Raw genomic sequence first — 17,821 nt, forward strand, 5'->3', positions numbered from 1 at the left:
GCAGGCCAACCCCGCCGGCCCGGCGCCGACCACGGCGATGCGCTTACCGGTGGGCGCGGCGCGCTGGAACGGGTGTTCGCTGAAGTGCGCGTTGTCGATGGCGTAGCGTTGTAACAAACCGATCAGCACCGGCGCGCATTCTTCGGCGTTGTTACGCACGCAGGCTTGCTGGCACAGGATCTCCGTGGGGCAAACCCGAGCGCAACTGCCGCCGAGGATGTTGGCCGAGAGGATTTTCTGCGCAGCGCCTTGCACGTTCTCGGTGTGGATATTGCGGATGAACGACGGGATGTCGATCTCGCTGGGGCATGCGTTCACGCACGGTGCGTCGTAACAGTACAGGCAGCGCGAGGCTTCCAGATGCGCTTGCCGGGCGTTGAGCGGCGGTGCCAGGTCGCTGAACTGGCTGGCGAGGGTGGCCGCGTCATCGCGGGGGTGGGGAAGGTGGGTCAGGGTCTGGATCACGGTATTGGCCTCACGGTTATTGAGGTGCTGCCTCTGATGGGCATTGGTTTTTGTGTTGATTGTTCGGGCCTCATCGGGAGCAAGTCGAATCGTCGCACCGCCCCTCCCACATTGGAATGCGTTCCACTGTGGGAGGGGGCTTGCTCCCGATAGCGGGTTCAGCGGTTCACAGCCACTGGTTTGGAAAGCGCTGCCCGCTTGCTCAACTGCTCGAACACCGAGGGATACGCCGGCCGCTCCACATAGCGCCCGGCACCCCGTTCTGCGCGCAGGTCGCCATCGGCCCAGACCAGCTTGCCCTGGCTGATGGTGTGGCTCGGCACGCCGCGCACGGTCTTGCCTTCGAAGATGTTGAAGTCGACCTGCTGGTGGTGGGTCTTGGCCGAAATGGTTCGCGTGCCTTCAGGGTCCCAGAGCACCAGGTCGGCATCCGCCCCGACGCGAATCGCGCCTTTACGGGGGTAGAGGTTGAAGATTTTCGCCGTGTTGGTGGAGGTCAGCGCAACGAACGCCTGCATCGACAGGCGCCCCGTGTTGACGCCTTCGTGCCACAGCAGCGCCATGCGGTCTTCGATACCGGCGGTGCCGTTGGGGATCTTGCTGAAGTCGTCACGCCCGGCGGCTTTTTGCTCGGCGCAGAAGCAGCAGTGGTCAGTCGCGGTGGTGTGCAGGTTGCCCGATTGCAGGCCGTGCCACAGGGCCTCCTGATGCCCGCGCGGACGGAACGGCGGGCTCATGACATAGCCGGCGGCGGTCTGCCAATCCGGGTGCTGGTAGACGCTGTCGTCCAGCAGCAAGTGGCCGGCGAGTACTTCACCGTACACCGCCTGGCCCTTGCCCCGAGCGTAGGTGATTTCATCCAGCGCCTCTTTGGTCGACACATGTACCAGGTACAGCGGCGTGCCGATGGTCTCGGCAATTCGTATTGCGCGGCTGGCCGCTTCGCCTTCCACCTGGGACGGGCGCGACAGCGGATGGGCTTCCGGTCCGGTGATGCCCTGGGCCATCAGCTTGCGTTGCAGGTGATACACCAGCTCGCCGTTTTCCGCATGAACGGTGGGCACCGCGCCCAGTTCCAGGCAGCGTTCGAAGCTGGCGACCAAGGTATCGTCAGCGGCCATGATTGCGTTCTTGTAAGCCATGAAATGCTTGAAGCTGTTGATGCCGTGATGGCTGACCAGTTCGGCCATTTCCTCGCGTACCTGCTCGCTCCACCAGGTGATCGCTACATGGAAGCCATAGTCGGATGCGGACTTTTCTGCCCAGCCGCGCCACTGGTGGAAGGCTTCCATCAACGATTGCTGCGGGTTGGGAATCACAAAGTCGATGATCGACGTGGTACCACCGGCCAAGCCTGCGGCCGTACCACTGAAAAAGTCTTCGCTGGCCACGGTGCCCATGAAGGGCAGTTGCATATGGGTGTGGGGATCGATGCCGCCCGGCATCAAGTATTGGCCGCTGCCATCGAGTATTTCAGTGCCGGCGGGAATATCCAGATCGGTGCCAATGGCCCGAATTAGACCGCCTGCGCATAACACATCGGCGCGGTAACTTTCATCATGGGTAATAACGGTTGCGCCACGGATCAACAGCGACATGTCGAGTTCCTCACAGGCTTGACCGGCTTATGCCAGTTCTAAGTGTTGTAATACTGCCGGTCGATGGAGGATTAATTCCTGTCATCGGTGACAGGAATAGAAACTAGCCCGAGTTTTTCGATTGGGCAAGAAGATTTTTCTTAAGCTTATAATTAAATTAAGTGGCTGAATTAAAAGAGAAAAATAACAAAATCACCAAAATGTAGCGAGCGCTCACCATTTTGACGCACTTGACAGCTTCTGTTTTTGATCAACATTTCTTATTGCAAATCAGACGCTTGAGATATGCCTCTTGACGGCACTGAAAAATAAAAATAATTGTGTTGCACCAGATTGAGACCTGACGGTTCGAACAACTTGCGCAATGGCTGGCCCCAATAGCGCGACAAGTAACCCAGGCTCACTCGGAAAGCTGATAAACATCAGCACGTTATATAAGCGGTGCGGGTTCAGCAGCCGTTGTCGGCACGGTAATTGAGTGCAAAGGCAATTGGTCGGGGCCCGAGATGTCATGTTGTTTATGCGGTACTCCGGCCTCCTGTACACAGCGTGCAGGTGAGCAAAAATAACTTTAAAAAAAACCGTGGAGCGGCCATGCAACAGAACAGATCGCAAGTCATCGAGCGCAACGGCCTGTACGAACTCGACGCCGGCCCCGACGTCCTCGACAGCCCTCGCTACAACCATGACATGGCACCCACCAAGGTGCATGAGCGCACCTGGAACAAATGGCACATCACCGCATTGTGGGTCGGTATGTCGATTTGCGTGCCGACCTACACCCTGGGCGGGGTACTCACCGCGTATTTCGGCTTGTCGGTGGGCGAGGCGCTGATAGCGATCCTGCTGGCCAATATCGTGGTGTTGATCCCGCTGACGCTCAACGCATTTCCCGGCACCAAGTACGGCATCCCGTTTCCGGTGTTGTTGCGCTCGTCATTCGGCATTCTCGGTTCCAACGTGCCGTGCCTGATTCGCGCGTTGGTGGCCTGCGGCTGGTTCGGGATCCAGACGATGTTTGGCGGGTTGGCGATTCACCTGTTTCTCGGTTCGATTTTCGAGGGTTGGAAGTCGCTGGGTGGCACCGGTGAAGTGATTGGCTTCATGATTTTCTGGTGCCTGAACCTGTGGGTGGTGTTGCGCGGTGCCGAGTCGATCAAGCGCCTGGAAACCCTGTCGGCGCCGTTGCTGGTGGCGGTAGGTATCGGCCTGCTGGTGTGGGCGATGCCGAATGTGTCCCTCAGCGAGCTGATGGCGATCCCACCCAAGCGCCCTGAAGGCGCAAGCCTCACCGGCTATTTCATGGCGGGTCTGACCGCGATGGTAGGCTTCTGGGCCACCTTGTCGCTGAACATTCCCGACTTCAGCCGCTACGCCAAGAGCCAGAAAGACCAGATCCTCGGGCAGATCTTCGGCCTGCCGCTGACCATGTTCCTGTTCGCCGCCCTCGGCGTGATCATGACCGCCGCCTCGGTGAAACTGGTGGGCGTCAGCGTCTCCGACCCGGTGACCCTGATCGGCCATATCCAGAGCCCGGTGTGGGTGGCAGTGGCGATGGCGCTGATCATCGTCGCCACCTTGTCCACCAACACGGCGGCGAACATCGTTTCGCCCACCAACGACTTCCAGAACATCGCGCCCAAGCTGATCAACCGCACCACCGCGGTGATCCTGACCGGGCTGGTAGGGCTGGCGCTGATGGCCCATGAGCTGCTGAAAAAGCTTGGGTTGATCGTTTCCGATGTCAGCCTGGAGACCGTTTACTCCAATTGGTTGCTCGGCTATTCGAGCCTGCTGGGCCCGATTGCCGGGATCATGGTGGTGGACTACTTCATCACCCGCAAACAGCAACTGGACCTGGCAGGACTTTACCGTGATGACGTGTACCCGGCGTGGAACTGGAGTGGTTTCATCGCCTTTGGCGTGCCTGTGGTGCTGACCCTGTTGTCGCTGGGCAGCGATGCGTTCAGTTGGTTTTACAGCTATGGCTGGTTTACCGGTTCGGCGTTGGGCGGGGTGTTGTATTACGGGCTCAATGCCAAGCGCGGTATCAACCCGGTCGCAGCCAAATCATCCTTGTGAACGCGGTCAATGTGGGAGGGGGCTTGCCCCCGATGGCGGTGTATCAGTCATGCACATATCAACTCGGCCACTGCTATCGGGAGCAAGCCCCCTCCCACATTGGACTGCGTGCCACCTGTTCCAATCATAAGAAATACAGCCTGAGGAGATCCCCATGAACGCTGCCCTCGACGTAATGCAATCGACCCATCAGCACATCAACCGCGACCGCCTGTGGCAGTCGCTGATGGACCTGGCCAAGCTCGGCGCCACCCCCAAGGGCGGGGTGTGTCGCCTGGCCCTTACCGACCTTGACCGCAAGGCCCGCGATCTCTTCGTGCAGTGGTGCGAAGAAGCCGGCTGTACCGTAAGCATCGACGGTATCGGCAATATCTTCGCCCGCCGTCCAGGGCGCAACGCGGACCTGCCGCCGGTGATGACCGGCAGCCATATCGATACCCAGCCTACCGGCGGCAAGTTCGACGGTTGCTTCGGTGTACTGGCGGGGGTGGAAGTGTTGCGCACCCTTAACGACCTCAAGATTGAAACCGAGGCGCCGTTGGAAGTGGTGGTGTGGACCAACGAGGAAGGTTCGCGGTTTCCACCGTGCATGATGGGCTCCGGCGTGTTCGCCGAAAAATTCAGCCTGGCCGATACCCTGGCCAAGGTCGATGCGGACGGCGTCAGCGTCGGCGATGCGTTGAATGCCATCGGCTATGCCGGGACCCGCCCCGAGAGTGGGCATAAGGTTGGCGCCTATTTCGAGGCGCACATCGAGCAAGGGCCGATTCTTGAGGATGAAAAGAAAACCATCGGCGTTGTACTCGGCGCCCTCGGACAAAAGTGGTTCGACCTCAAACTGCGCGGTGTCGAGGCGCACGCCGGCCCGACGCCGATGCACCTGCGCAAGGATGCCCTGGTGGGCGCAGCGGTGGTGGTGGCGGCGGTGAATGCGGCGGCGCTGGGGCATCAGCCGCACGCCTGTGGCACGGTGGGTTGCCTGCAAGCGTATCCAGGGTCGCGCAACGTGATTCCGGGGGAGGTACGCATGACCCTGGATTTCCGTCATTTAGAGCCAGCACGGCTGGACTCGATGATTGCCCAGGTGCGCCAGGTGATTGAGGACACTTGTGCCAAACATGGGCTGAGTTACGAGATGGAACCCACCGCCGACTTCCCGCCGCTGTACTTCGACAAAGGCTGCGTCGACGCCGTGCGCGATGCGGCCAATGGGTTGGGCCTGTCGAATATGGACATTGTCAGCGGGGCAGGGCACGACGCAATCTTCGTCGCCGAGCTTGGTCCGGCGGGGATGATCTTCGTGCCGTGTGAAGGTGGCATCAGCCATAACGAAATCGAAAATGCCGCGCCGGATGATCTGGCGGCGGGGTGTGCGGTGTTGTTGCGCGCCATGGTGGCAGCTTCAGCAGCTATCGCCAGCGGTTGAAAATGTGGGAGGGGGCTTGCTCCCGATGACGGTGTGTCAGTCAATTTGTCCGTCGCTGACCCGCCGCTATCGGGAGCAAACCCCCTCCCACAGGGGGCCGCGGTGTTCATACATAGTGTGTCTGGCGCGGAACCAGTGTGGGAAGGTGGGCAGCTCCTCCCACAGAGGGGGCATGTTCATACAGGTTGTGTCTGGCGCAGGACCAGTGTGGGAGGGGGCTTGCTCCCGATTGCGGTATTGACGTCAGGCGCCAGGTTGCCAGCCACCGCCGAGTGCGGTCAAAAGCCCCACACTTGCCACCAGCTGCCGCGTCTGTACGGCCTGTAATGTGCGCTGCGCCTGTAGCGCCGCAGTTTGTGCGGTGACCACATCCAGATAACTCACCGCCCCCGCCTGATAGCTGTTCATCGCCAACGCCTGGGTATGTTGCGCCGCCCGCGCCGCCGCCTGTTCATCCTGGGCTTGCTGCTGCAAGTCCCTCAGTTGCCCCAGGTTGTCCTCTACCTCTCGTACGGCTTGCAACACATGGCTACGGTATTGCGCAGACGCCTCTTCAAACTCGGCCTTGGCCTGGCGCTCATTGGCACTCAACCGCCCGCCATCAAAGATCGGCAGGCTCACCAACGGCCCCAACGCCCAATATCGATTGCCAGCTGACAGCAGATTCCCGACGCCTTGCGTCTGCCCGCCTATCAACCCGGTCAGGCTGAAATCCGGATACCACGCCGCCTTGGCTACGCCGATATTTGCGTTGGCCGCAAACACGCGGCGTTCAGCCGCGGCAATGTCCGGGCGACGTTGCAGCAAGTGGCTTGGCAACTGCGATGGAATCCTTGGCAAGGCCATCAACTGCGGGCTGGGCGGCAATGAAAAATCACTGGCCGCCACGCCCACCAACTCGCCGATTGCATGCTCGGTCAGGTTGCGTTGCCCACGCACTTCATCCAGTTGCGCCTTGGCCTCGGCCAGTTGATTTTGCGCGCGGGTCAGGTCCAGTTCCGAGGCAATCTGGCCTTCGTAGCGACTGCGCGTCAGTTGCAGCGCCTGGCTGAAATCCTCCAGCGAGCTGTCGAGTATTCGGCTCTGTGCATCCAGGCCATTGAGTTGCACATATAACGTCGTCAACTGCCGTTGCAGGCTCAGGCGAGCCACCGCCAAGTCATCGCCTGACGCTTGCGCCTGAGCGTCGCCGGCCGCGACCTGATTGCGGATCTTGCCCCACAGGTCCAGGTCGTAGCTCAACGAAAACCCGGCAATGTTGCTGTTGTACACCGACGGCTGCGTTGTGCCGCGCAACGGTCTCGCGTCCGATTGCCGTTGGCGCTGCGGCTGTGCGCTGGCGCTGATTTGCGGGAACAGCCCGGCGTGCAACTGGCTGGCATACGCCTGGGAGGCATCGAAGTGCGCCAGTGCCGCGGCCAGGTCCGGGTTGCTGTTGAGCAATTGCTGCTGCAGCTTGTTCAACGTTGGATCGTTATAGAGTTGCCACCACTGGGTCACCAACTGATCGGACGGTTGCGCGCTGTGCCATGGGCCGTCGCTGGTCTGTTCGCGGTAGTGGGCGGGCAGGTCAATCGATGGCGCGGTATAGGTCGGTGCCATCGAGCAACCCTGCAACGCCAGCAGCATCAACGCCGCGAGCGGTTTAAGCCTTGGGCGCATGGGCACCTCCGGCGGCGTCGGCCAGTTGCACCGGGTCGCCTTCGCGCAGGGCATCGGGCGGGTTGTCGATGATGTGGTCGGTGGCTTTCAAACCCTGGTCGATCACCAGGCGCTCGCCCAGGTCCAGACCGATGTGGATGTCTTGCAGGTGCACATGATTCTGCCCATCCAACACCGCCACTTGCGTACCCTGGGCGCGGAAGATCAAGGCGCTGGCCGGGATGCTCACGCCGTGAGTATCGGCCGGAATCGGCAGGCTGGCTTCGGCGTAGTCGCCCGGTAGCAATTCACCGCTGGGGTTGTCGACGACGAACTGGGCGAGCAGGGTGCCGGAGCGGCGGTCGATGGCGGTGGAGTCACCGATCAGGCGCGCCTTGAAGTGTTCGCCTGGGTGCTCAGGCACCGTCAACTCGGCTTCCAGGCCCGGATGGATCACTGCCGCGTAGTTCTGCGGCACCGGCACATACAGGCGCAGTTGGTGGGTGTCGGCCAGGGTGAACAGCGCCAGATCGCTGTCGGTATCGGCTTTGATCAACTGACCGATATCGGTATGCCGCGCAGTGATGGTGCCAGCGAATGGCGCACGCAGGGTTTTGTAGCCCTCCAATGCTGACAAGCGAGCGTAGTCCGCTGCGCCAGCCTCGGCATTGGCTGTGGTCGCGGCGGCGTTCGAGGTTTTTTCATCGGCTTCCTGACGCGACACCGAATGGCTCGCCAACAGGTGTTGCCAGCGCGTGGCAGTGGTGGCTGCCAGACGTGCATTGGCCTGTTCCTGAATCAGCCGTGCGTGAGTCTGCGCCAGTTGCTGGTCGAGGTCAGGGCTGTCGATTTCGGCGAGGATTTGCCCGGCCTTGACCTGCGTGCCCATATCCACTTTCCAGTCTTTCAGATAGCCGCTGACCCGCGCATGGATCGGCGCTGTGCTCCAGGCTTCCAGGTGCGCCGGCAAGCGCAGCGTATCGCCGGCAGTGTTCTGTTGGGGTTGGAACACCATCACTTGGGGAATGGCCGCCGTTTCGGTCCAGGCAGCGACAGATCGCTCGTGCAGCGTGCGGGCTTGCAAGCCGCTGGCGACCAGCAGGGCAGCGAGGGTCAGGCCGCCGACACCCATCAGCATCAGACGCTTGCGCGAGGGTTTGTGATCAGACGACATGGGGCGTTTCTCCAGCAATTGCGCGAGTAGGGTGACGGCCGTGGACCAGGCTGAAGACCACGGGTACAAACAACAGAGTGGCGATGGTGGCGAAGATCAAACCGCCGATAACGGCGCGACCCAGCGGCGCGTTTTGCTCCTCGGACAGCGCCAGGGGCAACATGCCGATGATCATTGCCAGGGCGGTCATGCACACTGGGCGAAAGCGCGTGTAACCGGCTTCCATGGCGGCTTTCAACGCGTCGCCATGTTCGGCCAGGCGTTCACGGCAGAAGCTCACCACCAGGATCGAGTTGGCGGTGGCCACGCCCATGCACAGGATGGCGCCGGTGAGCGCCGGGACCGATAACGAGGTGCCGCTGAGGAACAGCATCCACACGATCCCCGCCAGTGCGGCCGGTAACGCCGTGATGATCACAAAGGGGTCGGCCCAGGACTGGAAGTTGACCACGATCAGCAAGTAGATCAGCACCACGGCGCCGAGCAGCCCCAAGCTCAAACCACTGAACGCCTCATGCAGCGCATCGATTTGCCCGTGCAGGCTGATGGTCGCGCCTTTGGGACGCATGGATGCAGTGTCGTCCAGCACTTTTTGCACATCACGGGCCACGCCGCCCAGGTCGCGACCTTGTACGTTGGCATACAGGTCCAGGGTCGGTTCGATGTTGTAGTGGGTGACCACCGCCGGGCTTTGTACGCGGGAGATGGTCGCCACGCCCCCGAGGATTTGCGATTGGCCATTGGCACCGGTCACCGGTAGGGCCTCCAGTGATGGCAGGCTGTCGAGACGGTACTGCGGGGTGGCGGCGACGATGGAATAGGACACGCCATTGGCCGGGTTGAGCCAGAAGGTCGGTGCCACCTGGGAGCTGCCGGCCAGGGAGGCGACCATGCTGTTGGTGACGTCTTTTTCGGTAATGCCCAAGCCGTTGGCGCGCAGGCGGTCGACATTGACCTGCAAGGAGGGGTAACCGGTGGACTGCTGGATATGCAGGTCTGCAATGCCTGGTACGTGTTGCAAGCGTCGTTCGAGTTCTACGGCGTAAGCGCGGTTTTCTGCATCGCTGCGCCCGGAGATTTTCACATCCAGCGGGGCCGGCGCGCCGAAGTTGAGAATCTGGCTGCTGATGTCTGCCGGCAGGAACGCAAAGTGGCTGCCGGGGAAACTTTGCGGCAGGGCTTCACGCAGTTTTTTCACGTAGTCGGCGGTGGGGGCGTGGTGCTTATTCAGGGTGACCTGGATATCGCCATCCTGAGGGCCGATGGTGCCGCTGCTGCTGTAGGCCATGTCGATACCGCTGAGCGGGATGCCGATATTGTCGACGATGGTGTCGAGTTCGTCGGCGGGGATGACCTCGCGAATGCGTGCTTCGATGCGATCGAACGCAGCGGCGCTTTCCTCGATTCGCGTGCCCAGCGGCAAGCGCACATGCAGCGCGAGGGCACCGGCATCGGTGGCCGGGAAAAAGTCCTGGCCCAGGCTCGGCAGCAACGCGAATGAGGCGATTACGCAGGCCAGGAAGCCGACAATGAAGCGCTTTCGCGCCCCCAGCGCCAACGTCAGCAAGCCATGGTAAGTGTCACGGATATTGGAGAAGTGACGCTCAAAGCCCTGTTGGAAATTCAGCACCGATTGCAGCAACGCATTGCGCGGTTTCGCGTGTTGCTCACCCTCATGATGGTTGATGAATTGATCTTCGGGATGATGCCCCACGCCTTGCTCCGGCGTATGCGGCTTGAGCAGGAACATCGCCAGCGTCGGCACCAGGGTGCGCGAGAGGATGAACGAACTAGCCATGGCAAAGATCACCGCCAGCGCCATTGGCCGGAACAGATAACCGGCGATGCCTTGCAGCAAAAACATCGGCACAAACACGATGCAGATGCACAGCAGCGAGACAAACGCCGGGCCGACGATTTGCGCGGCACCGTCGAGGATCGCAGTGTTCACCGCCTTGCCTTGTTCCAGGTGCCAGTTGATGTTTTCGATGGTCACTGTGGCGTCGTCCACCAGAATCCCCACCGCCAACGCCAGCCCGCCGAGAGTCATCACGTTGAGGGTTTGCCCGCTGACCGCCAGCAGCGCGATGGCCGAGAGCACCGCCAGCGGAATCGACGCGGCGATGATCAAGGTCGAGCGCCAACTGCCGAGAAACAACAGGATCATCGCACTGGTGAGCAGCGCGGCAATGATGCCTTCCTGGGCTACGCTGCCCACCGATTGCTTGACGAACACCGAGGCATCACCCAGCAGTGAGGTTTTCAGTGAAGGCGGCAGGGTTTCGTTGATGCGTGGCAGCATCTGGCGGATGCCGTCGATGATCGACAGGGTAGAGATGCTGCCGTTCTTCAACGCCGGCATCAGCACCGCGCGATGGCCGTCGACGCGCACGATGTTGGTTTGTGGCGGCGAACCGTCGCGCACATGGGCGACCTGGCCGATGGTGATGATTGCGCCGTCGACTGTTTTGATCGGCAGGTCATTGAGTTCATCGATGGCCTTGGGGCTGTTGTTGAGCAGGATCGTGTATTCGTCGGAACCCAGCTTGGCGGTGCCCACCGGGATGATCTGGTTCTGCAAAGCCAGGGCATTGCCGACGTCCTGGGCCGACAAGCCCTTGGCAGCCAGGGCCTGGGGGTCGAGGTCGAGGGTGATCTGACGCTGCTTGCCGCCCATCGGCGTGGGCATGGCCAGGCCGGGCAGCGCGCTCAGGGGCAGGCGGATGTTGTTCTGCACCAGGTCGCGGATCCTGGCTTCCGAAAGGCTCGGGCTGGAGAACGCCATTTGCAGGATCGGCACCGTGGAGGCGCTGTAGTTGAGGATCAGCGGCGGCGTGATGCCCGGTGGCATCTGCTTGAGCACGGTTTGCGACACCGCTGTGACCTGGGCGTTGGCGGTGCGGATATCGACGCCGGGCTGGAAGAAGATCTTGACGATACCCATGCCGGGCAGTGATTGCGATTCGATATGTTCGATGTCGTTGACGGTGGTGCTCAAGGAGCGTTCATAGGTGTAGATCACCCGCCCGGCCATGGCGTCCGGGGACAGGCCGTTGTACTGCCAGACCACCGCGACCACGGGTATGCCGATATCGGGAAACACATCAGTGGGCGTACGCAGGGCCGCCATGGGCCCGATGATGCAGATGAATATGGCCAACACGATAAACGTGTACGGCTTTTGCAGTGCGGTCTTTACCAGCCCGAGCATGCGTGAGTCTCCGAGAAGAGCAGGATTGCAAACCCCGGCAGTCTTGCCCGACCCACCTAACACGCACCTTTCAGCCAGGTGAAGGAAGATTTAGGTAATGGCTGAAGATCGTTTCATTGGTATTCATTTGTTCTGCAAACGCCGGCTCTTCAAGCTTGCCAGCCATCGGATACGTCTTTTTTGATGTTCTTTGGAGCCCTGCCATGTCACTGAAAACCCTGTTGTTGATACCTATGCTGAGCGTAGTTGTGTTGCTCTCGGCCTGCGCCGGCCCGCTGCCCAAGGCCGACCCGAGCCAAGCCTGGATCGGCCTGAAAGAGGAAGCGCCAAATGACCTGATGGCCGAGCGGGTGGACGGTAAACGCGTCGATGACGGGCGCTACTTTGAAGTCAGCCCCGGTGACCATCGGCTGGACGTGACCTTGTTTGAAGACGAACCCGGCGACGACAACCAGCAAGACTGCCAGGGCCGGGTGGAATACAAACACTTCAAGGCGGGTGAGCATTACACACTGGAAGAGTCGAGCCTGGGCACCACCGTGCGTGCATCCCTCAAGGACGGGCACGGCAAGGAAATCGCCGCCACCCAAGACTTCAATTGCATGCCTGGCTAGGCGTGATGGGCCGTCGCCTTGGGAGGCTTGGCGGGCGCGGCAGGTTTGACGTGGGGGTGATGATGCCGGCGAGTCACGCGCATGACCCCCCACAACATGGCCGCGGCCACTGCCAACCAACCACAGATCAACAGAAAAATTGTCGTCGCAAGGCTCATTCGGGCCTCCTTTCGCCCACTTGGGGCACACACAGTCTTCTCAATGGACAGTCTAGCTACCTGGCGGTTGCCTGCTATTGACCAATGGTCGTGTCTGTCCAACTTGTTTGCTCTATCGCGGGTGCTTTACTGATGTGCCAGGCTATACCCGCGCTCAAGAGCATCCTATGATCAGGGCCCTCACCGCCCGTTGATCAAGAGAGTAAAACATTGCGCTTACGCTCGAACCTTAAAACATCCATCTTGCTGGCTTGTGCCCTGGGGTTAACGGCTTGTTCCAGCCAACCGTCGAAGCTGTCCGGCCTGCCGGAGCGCGTTGAACTCAACGGCGTGCCGACCTTTCGCAGCGAGGCTTATCAGAGCGGTCCTACGGCACTTGCCAGTATGCTGTCGCAACAAGGCATTGTCATGACACCGGGGTTGCTGGACAAGCCGCTGCGCCTGCCGGGTGCTGAGGCGAACCTCGAACGCAACATGCAGGTGCTGGCGCGCGAATACGGGCTGATGGTGTACCCACTGGACGCCAAGCTGACCGCGGTGCTGGCGCAGGTGGCGGCGGGTTACCCGGTGATGGCGCGAATCAATTCCAGCTTCTGGTCCGGAGCGCGTTATGTCGTGGTGGTGGGGTTCAACCAGCAGAAGAGCACGGTGTTGTTGCGCTCTGGAAACGAGCGCCGATTGATTATGGAATTCAGCGACTTCGAGTCGGCGTGGAAGAGCGCGGGGCACTGGGCTATCCTCACCCAGCGGCCGAGCCAATTACCGGCCAATGTGGATGCGCAGCGCTGGCGTGATGCGGCGAATGCAACAGGCCAGGCGGGGCAGGAAGGGGCAGCGGCCCAAGCGCTCAAAGTGTTGGCAGAACGCAAATAAAAATGTGGGAGGGGGCTTGCTCCCGATAGCGGTTGATCAGGATAAGTTTTATAGCCTGGCACACCGCCATCGGGAGCAAGCCCCCTCCCACATTGGGCCTGCTTATTTCAATAAGATGGTGGTTAGTTAGCGGCGAACTTCTACCGCATTCCCCCGATTCTTCAGATTCTTGTCAGCCTTGTAGCGCAACGCCACATCCGGCACCGGGCCGCCCTTGCCGGTCTCGACCCAGCTGCGAATCCGGCTGGCGTCGGCAAAATGGGTGAATTTGCCAAAGGCATCCAGGATCACCAGCGACACCGGGCGGTTGCCCATGCTGGTCACCAATACCAGGCAATGGCCGGCCTGGTTGGTAAAGCCGGTCTTGGTCAGCTTAATGTCCCAGTTGGCGCGGTTGATCAGGTGGTCGGTGTTGGAGAAACCCAGGGTGTAGTTGGGCTTGCGGAACGCCACGGTCTTTTCCTTGGTGGTGCTCAACTGGCTCAGCATCGGGAATTTACGCGCGTACGCCAGCAGCTTGCTCAGGTCGCGAGCGGTCGAGACGTTATGGATCGACAGGCCGGTAGGCTCCACATAGTGGGTGCTGGTCATCCCCAGGGACTTGGCCTTGGCGTTCATCGCCGCAATGAATGCCGCATAGCCACCCGGATAGTGGTGGGCCAGGCTCGCCGCGGCGCGGTTTTCCGAGGACATCAGCGCAATCAGCAGCATTTCCTTGCGCGGCATCTGGCTGCCGATTTTTACCCGGGAGAACACGCCTTTCATCTCTGGCGTGTCGGTGATGTTGATGTCGATGTACTCATCCATGTTCTGCTTGGCTTCCAGCACGATCAGGCCGGTCATCAGTTTGCTCACTGAAGCGATGGGGACCACCACGTCGGGATTGCTGGAATAAATGACTTTGTTGGTTTGCAAGTCCACCAGCATGGCGCTGCCGGAGGCGATTTGCAGTTTGGAGGCGTCACGCGGGGCCAGGGTGGATTCGGCGGCGTGGGCGAAGGTGCCTGTCAAAGCGAAAAACAGGCCGACAATAGAGAGACGAATTTTCACGCGGATGAACTCGCTAAAAAGTAAGGAAATACCGTTCGGGAACGGGCTTTATGAAAAATGACGTTACATTCTAGGAGTATGGATCAGAAACTGTCGAATGTTCTTCCAGAACCGGATGAAAGTGCTTAAAAACTAAGAAAAAACAGTTTTTTCTCAGGCAATAAAAAGCCCCGCGCTAAGGCAGGGCTTTTTCATTACGCTTGGTTATTAACCGTGCAGGGTTTCTGCTGCGTACAAGGTATTTTCCAACAGGCAGGCGCGGGTCATCGGTCCGACACCACCTGGCACTGGCGTGATCCAGCCGGCGCGGGGCAGGGCAGTGTCGTAGACGACGTCGCCGACCAGCTTGCCGTCATCCTGGCGGTTGATGCCCACGTCGATGACGATGGCGCCTTCCTTGATCCATTCACCTTTGACCAACCCCGGCTTGCCAGCAGCGACCACCACCAGGTCGGCGCGGCCAACGTGGCCAGCCAGGTCCTTGGTGAAGCGGTGGGTGACGGTCACGGTGCAGCCGGCCAGCAGCAGCTCCATGGCCATCGGGCGACCGACGATATTGGATGCGCCTACCACGACTGCGTCCAGACCATAGAGATCGACCCCGGTGCTTTCCAGCAAGGTCATGATGCCTTTGGGTGTGCATGGGCGCAGCAGCGGGATACGTTGGGCCAGGCGGCCGACGTTATAAGGGTGGAAACCGTCGACGTCTTTGTCCGGGCGGATGCGTTCCAGCAACTTGGAGGCGTCCAGGTGCTCGGGCAGCGGCAGCTGCAGCAGGATGCCGTCCATTTCCGGATCATCGTTGAGGCGGTCAATCAGGTCGGTCAGGGCCTGTTGAGTGGTGTCAGAAGGCAAGTCGTAGGCTTTGGAAATAAAGCCGACCTCTTCACAGTCTTTACGCTTGTGCGAGACATAAACCTGAGAGGCAGGATCGCTGCCGACCAGGATCACCGCGAGGCCAGGCGTGCGCAGGCCTTGCTGGCGACGCTCGGTGACGCGTTTGGCGATCTGCTGGCGCAGGCTGGCGGCGATTGATTTGCCGTCGATAAGTTGTGCAGTCATTACGCGTGATTAACCATCGAGAGGGGGAAGAAAAGTGCGCGCATTCTCGCACGCCAGGGCGCGAGGGCAAAGGCGCTTGGTCTGCAAATTGCCCTAAGCCCTTAAATAAAATCAGTTTTTTTCAAAAAAGATTTGACGGGTATCAGGACGCTCTATACTATTCGTCGCACTTGTCGGGCACAGCCTAGCACTGGTTAGAAGGTCGAGCAGAATTGTTGTCCTGCAAGGCTGGAAACACTTAGTTTGTAATCCTCCAAGAGTACAGATTAATCAGGCGCCCGTAGCTCAGCTGGATAGAGCATCCGCCTTCTAAGCGGATGGTCGCAGGTTCGAGTCCTGCCGGGTGCGCCATTAGGCAGCTTTGGCACAAGTAGCGCTATATGGTGGGCGTAGCTCAGTTGGTAGAGCACGGGATTGTGACTCCCGTTGTCGAGGGTTCGATCCCCTTCGTCCACCCCATATTTTGAAAGGCGCCAGATTAATCGTCTGGCGCCTTTGCTTTAAGAGCTTCAAGCGCGGATGTGGTGGAATTGGTAGACACACTGGATTTAGGTTCCAGCGCCGCGAGGCGTAAGAGTTCGAGTCTCTTCATCCGCACCAATTAAAGCTTTGCTGTGCCGTCAGGCGGGGCAGGGCTCAACAAAGAAGTAGTTTGGTTTCTTTGTTAACGCAATATGGTGGGCGTAGCTCAGTTGGTAGAGCACGGGATTGTGACTCCCGTTGTCGAGGGTTCGATCCCCTTCGTCCACCCCATATTCGAAAGGCGCCAGATTTAACAGTCTGGCGCCTTTTTTGGTTTTAGCGGTTCGTATATCCGGCAGCTGCAGGTGCAAGGTCGAAAGGGTGGGGTGTTTCATCGTATTTGTGTGTCTCGATGATGCCGCGCTGCCCGCAGGCCCTGTGCGCGGGGTCGGGCGTCAGGGAAATGACTGGTTTCTTCTATATAGAAGAGGCGGCGCAGAGCCTTGGCGCAGTTGGCTGTATTTGTCACCGGGGCGAGGTGCATCCGTGCCTTCGTACCGATAAATTGCCGGCTGTTTTCCGCTGTATTTTCAGTAGGGTGACTTCTTGAGTTTGACCCACTAGAATGCATGCCCTTGATTGGGGTCGGAAATGGCCGGCTAACGTCTGTGCAACGAGGAATATCCATGCAAGTTTCTGTTGAAAATACTACTGCTCTCGAGCGCCGCCTGAGCATCACCGTGCCGGCAGAGCGTATCGAGACTGCGGTCAACAAGCGTCTGCAGCAGACTGCCCAGAAGGCCAAGATCGCTGGTTTCCGTCCAGGCAAAGTGCCGATGAGCGAAATCAAGCGTCGTTTTGGTGCCGATGCGCGCCAGGAAGCTGTAGGTGACGTGATCCAGGCTTCCTTCTACGAAGCCGTTGTCGAGCAAAAGCTGAACCCGGCTGGCTCGCCTTCGATCGAACCCAAGTCCCTGGAAGCTGGCAAGGACCTGGAATACGTTGCCGTATTCGAAGTGTTCCCGGAATTCGAAGTGGCTGGTTTCGAAGGTATCGAAATCGAGCGTCTGAGCGCCGAAGTGGCTCATTCGGACCTGGACAACATGCTGGAAATCCTGCGCAAGCAGAACACCCGTTTTGAAGTGGCCGAGCGTGCTGCCCAGAACGAAGACCAGTTGAACATCGATTTCGTTGGCAAGGTTGACGGCGAAGTGTTCGCTGGCGGCTCCGCCAAGGGCACTCAGCTGGTGCTGGGTTCCAACCGCATGATCCCTGGCTTCGAAGACGGTCTGGTTGGCGCCAAAGCCGGCGAAGAGCGCGTTCTGAACCTGGAATTTCCAGCGGACTACCAGAACCTGGACCTGGCCGGCAAAGCTGCCGAGTTCACCGTTACCGTCAACAGCGTTTCCGAGCCTAAGCTGCCAGAGCTGAACGAAGAGTTCTTCGCTCAATTCGGTATCAAGGAAACCGGCATCGAAGGTTTCCGCACCGAAGTTCGCAAGAACATGGAGCGTGAACTGCGCCAGGCCATCAAGTCCAAGGTCAAGAACCAGGTCATGGACGGTCTGCTGGCCGCCAACCCGATCGAAGTGCCAAAGGCCCTGCTGTCCAACGAAGTGGATCGCCTGCGCGTACAAGCTGTTCAGCAGTTTGGTGGCAACATCAAGCCTGACCAACTGCCAGCCGAGCTGTTCGAAGAGCAAGCCAAGCGCCGCGTTGTGCTGGGCCTGATCGTGGCTGAAGTGGTCAAGCAGTTCGACCTCAAGCCTGACGAAGACCGCGTTCGCGAAATGATCCAGGAAATGGCTTCGGCCTACCAGGAGCCTGAGCAGGTCGTGGCTTGGTACTACAAGAATGACCAGCAGCTGAACGAAGTACGTTCGGTTGTGCTTGAAGAACAAGTTGTGGATACTGTTCTGCAGAAGGCTAAGGTGACCGATAAAGCGGTCTCTTACGAAGAAGCAGTCAAACCGGCGGAAGCAGCACAAGCCGACTGATTGTCCAA

12 protein-coding genes, 4 tRNA genes and 1 pseudogene are annotated in these 17,821 nt (G+C 59.8%); 9 read left to right on the forward strand and 8 right to left on the reverse strand.

The window, feature by feature from the left end; genetic code table 11:
* Window positions 1–465: pseudogene (locus E4O98_RS10285) on the reverse strand (dihydropyrimidine dehydrogenase); the annotation flags it as partial.
* Window positions 466–623: 158 nt separating this feature from the next.
* Window positions 624–2,063, reverse strand: coding sequence for a dihydropyrimidinase (hydA, locus tag E4O98_RS10290; RefSeq protein ID WP_005789316.1), 1,440 nt, complete (start codon window positions 2,061–2,063; stop codon window positions 624–626).
* 594 nt (window positions 2,064–2,657) lie between these two features.
* Between hydA and E4O98_RS10295 the strand changes: the two genes are divergently transcribed.
* Complete coding sequence (locus tag E4O98_RS10295) at window positions 2,658–4,145, forward strand: NCS1 family nucleobase:cation symporter-1 (protein WP_216091753.1); 1,488 nt, start codon at window positions 2,658–2,660, stop codon at window positions 4,143–4,145.
* A 154-nt stretch (window positions 4,146–4,299) separates the two neighbouring features.
* A complete protein-coding gene (locus tag E4O98_RS10300) occupies window positions 4,300–5,571 on the forward strand; it encodes a Zn-dependent hydrolase (protein ID WP_248134907.1) in 1,272 nt (423 codons plus the stop codon).
* 243 nt (window positions 5,572–5,814) lie between these two features.
* On the opposite strand, the gene E4O98_RS10305 is transcribed toward E4O98_RS10300, so the two are convergent.
* The 3 genes from E4O98_RS10305 to E4O98_RS10315 are packed head-to-tail and all read right to left on the reverse strand — an operon-like array spanning window position 5,815 to window position 11,597.
* Complete coding sequence (locus tag E4O98_RS10305) at window positions 5,815–7,233, reverse strand: efflux transporter outer membrane subunit (RefSeq protein ID WP_248134909.1); 1,419 nt, start codon at window positions 7,231–7,233, stop codon at window positions 5,815–5,817.
* The gene (locus E4O98_RS10310; protein ID WP_248134911.1) at window positions 7,217–8,386 is read right to left on the reverse strand and encodes an efflux RND transporter periplasmic adaptor subunit; all 1,170 of its coding nucleotides are present in this window, start codon (window positions 8,384–8,386) and stop codon (window positions 7,217–7,219) included. Before E4O98_RS10310 ends, E4O98_RS10305 begins: the two co-directional genes overlap by 17 nt.
* Window positions 8,376–11,597: an efflux RND transporter permease subunit gene (locus tag E4O98_RS10315; RefSeq protein ID WP_148853548.1), complete on the reverse strand. Its 3,222-nt coding sequence runs from the start codon at window positions 11,595–11,597 to the stop codon at window positions 8,376–8,378. Before E4O98_RS10315 ends, E4O98_RS10310 begins: the two co-directional genes overlap by 11 nt.
* 203 nt (window positions 11,598–11,800) lie before the next feature.
* Between E4O98_RS10315 and E4O98_RS10320 the strand changes: the two genes are divergently transcribed.
* Complete coding sequence (locus E4O98_RS10320; protein WP_005789306.1) at window positions 11,801–12,211, forward strand: hypothetical protein; 411 nt, start codon at window positions 11,801–11,803, stop codon at window positions 12,209–12,211.
* Here the strand turns inward: E4O98_RS10320 and E4O98_RS10325 are convergent.
* A complete protein-coding gene (locus E4O98_RS10325; protein ID WP_005789305.1) occupies window positions 12,208–12,369 on the reverse strand; it encodes a hypothetical protein in 162 nt (53 codons plus the stop codon). The genes E4O98_RS10320 and E4O98_RS10325 overlap by 4 nt on opposite strands.
* Before the next feature lie 210 nt (window positions 12,370–12,579).
* On the opposite strand from E4O98_RS10325, the gene E4O98_RS10330 reads away from it, so the two are divergent.
* Window positions 12,580–13,242 carry a peptidase C39 family protein gene (locus tag E4O98_RS10330; RefSeq protein WP_032880515.1) on the forward strand — a complete coding sequence of 221 codons (663 nt, stop codon included), beginning with the start codon at window positions 12,580–12,582 and terminating at the stop codon, window positions 13,240–13,242.
* 126 nt (window positions 13,243–13,368) lie between these two features.
* Here the strand turns inward: E4O98_RS10330 and pbpG are convergent, their stop codons facing one another.
* Both pbpG and folD read right to left on the reverse strand, forming a co-directional pair.
* Window positions 13,369–14,292, reverse strand: coding sequence for a D-alanyl-D-alanine endopeptidase (gene pbpG / locus E4O98_RS10335; RefSeq protein WP_005789301.1), 924 nt, complete (start codon window positions 14,290–14,292; stop codon window positions 13,369–13,371).
* A 207-nt stretch (window positions 14,293–14,499) separates the two neighbouring features.
* Window positions 14,500–15,354 carry a bifunctional methylenetetrahydrofolate dehydrogenase/methenyltetrahydrofolate cyclohydrolase FolD gene (gene folD, locus E4O98_RS10340; RefSeq protein WP_005789300.1) on the reverse strand — a complete coding sequence of 285 codons (855 nt, stop codon included), beginning with the start codon at window positions 15,352–15,354 and terminating at the stop codon, window positions 14,500–14,502.
* A 274-nt stretch (window positions 15,355–15,628) separates the two neighbouring features.
* Between folD and E4O98_RS10345 the strand changes: the two genes are divergently transcribed.
* The 5 genes from E4O98_RS10345 to tig all read left to right on the forward strand — a co-directional run bounded on the left by E4O98_RS10345 (window position 15,629) and on the right by tig (window position 17,813).
* A tRNA-Arg gene (locus E4O98_RS10345) sits at window positions 15,629–15,705 on the forward strand.
* 32 nt (window positions 15,706–15,737) lie between these two features.
* Window positions 15,738–15,813, forward strand: a tRNA-His gene (locus tag E4O98_RS10350).
* A gap of 56 nt (window positions 15,814–15,869) precedes the next feature.
* A tRNA-Leu gene (locus tag E4O98_RS10355) sits at window positions 15,870–15,954 on the forward strand.
* A 77-nt stretch (window positions 15,955–16,031) separates the two neighbouring features.
* A tRNA-His gene (locus E4O98_RS10360) sits at window positions 16,032–16,107 on the forward strand.
* Between the two features lie 395 nt (window positions 16,108–16,502).
* On the forward strand, window positions 16,503–17,813 hold the full coding sequence (tig, locus tag E4O98_RS10365) for a trigger factor (RefSeq protein WP_248134913.1): 1,311 nt from the start codon (window positions 16,503–16,505) through the stop codon (window positions 17,811–17,813).
* The last annotated feature ends 8 nt before the right edge of the window (window positions 17,814–17,821 follow it).

Source organism: Pseudomonas sp. W2Jun17, from assembly GCF_023127795.1.
GTDB lineage: Bacteria > Pseudomonadota > Gammaproteobacteria > Pseudomonadales > Pseudomonadaceae > Aquipseudomonas > Aquipseudomonas synxantha_A.

Coding starts and splice junctions, on each gene's coding strand:
- E4O98_RS10315 (WP_148853548.1), bottom strand. CDS start 11,597: ATGCTCGGGCTGGTAAAGACCGCACTGCAAAAGCCGTACACGTTTATC.
- E4O98_RS10325 (WP_005789305.1), bottom strand. CDS start 12,369: ATGAGCCTTGCGACGACAATTTTTCTGTTGATCTGTGGTTGGTTGGCA.
- E4O98_RS10310 (WP_248134911.1), bottom strand. CDS start 8,386: ATGTCGTCTGATCACAAACCCTCGCGCAAGCGTCTGATGCTGATGGGT.
- E4O98_RS10295 (WP_216091753.1), top strand. CDS start 2,658: ATGCAACAGAACAGATCGCAAGTCATCGAGCGCAACGGCCTGTACGAA.
- E4O98_RS10320 (WP_005789306.1), top strand. CDS start 11,801: ATGTCACTGAAAACCCTGTTGTTGATACCTATGCTGAGCGTAGTTGTG.
- E4O98_RS10305 (WP_248134909.1), bottom strand. CDS start 7,233: ATGCGCCCAAGGCTTAAACCGCTCGCGGCGTTGATGCTGCTGGCGTTG.
- folD (WP_005789300.1), bottom strand. CDS start 15,354: ATGACTGCACAACTTATCGACGGCAAATCAATCGCCGCCAGCCTGCGC.
- tig (WP_248134913.1), top strand. CDS start 16,503: ATGCAAGTTTCTGTTGAAAATACTACTGCTCTCGAGCGCCGCCTGAGC.
- hydA (WP_005789316.1), bottom strand. CDS start 2,063: ATGTCGCTGTTGATCCGTGGCGCAACCGTTATTACCCATGATGAAAGT.
- E4O98_RS10300 (WP_248134907.1), top strand. CDS start 4,300: ATGAACGCTGCCCTCGACGTAATGCAATCGACCCATCAGCACATCAAC.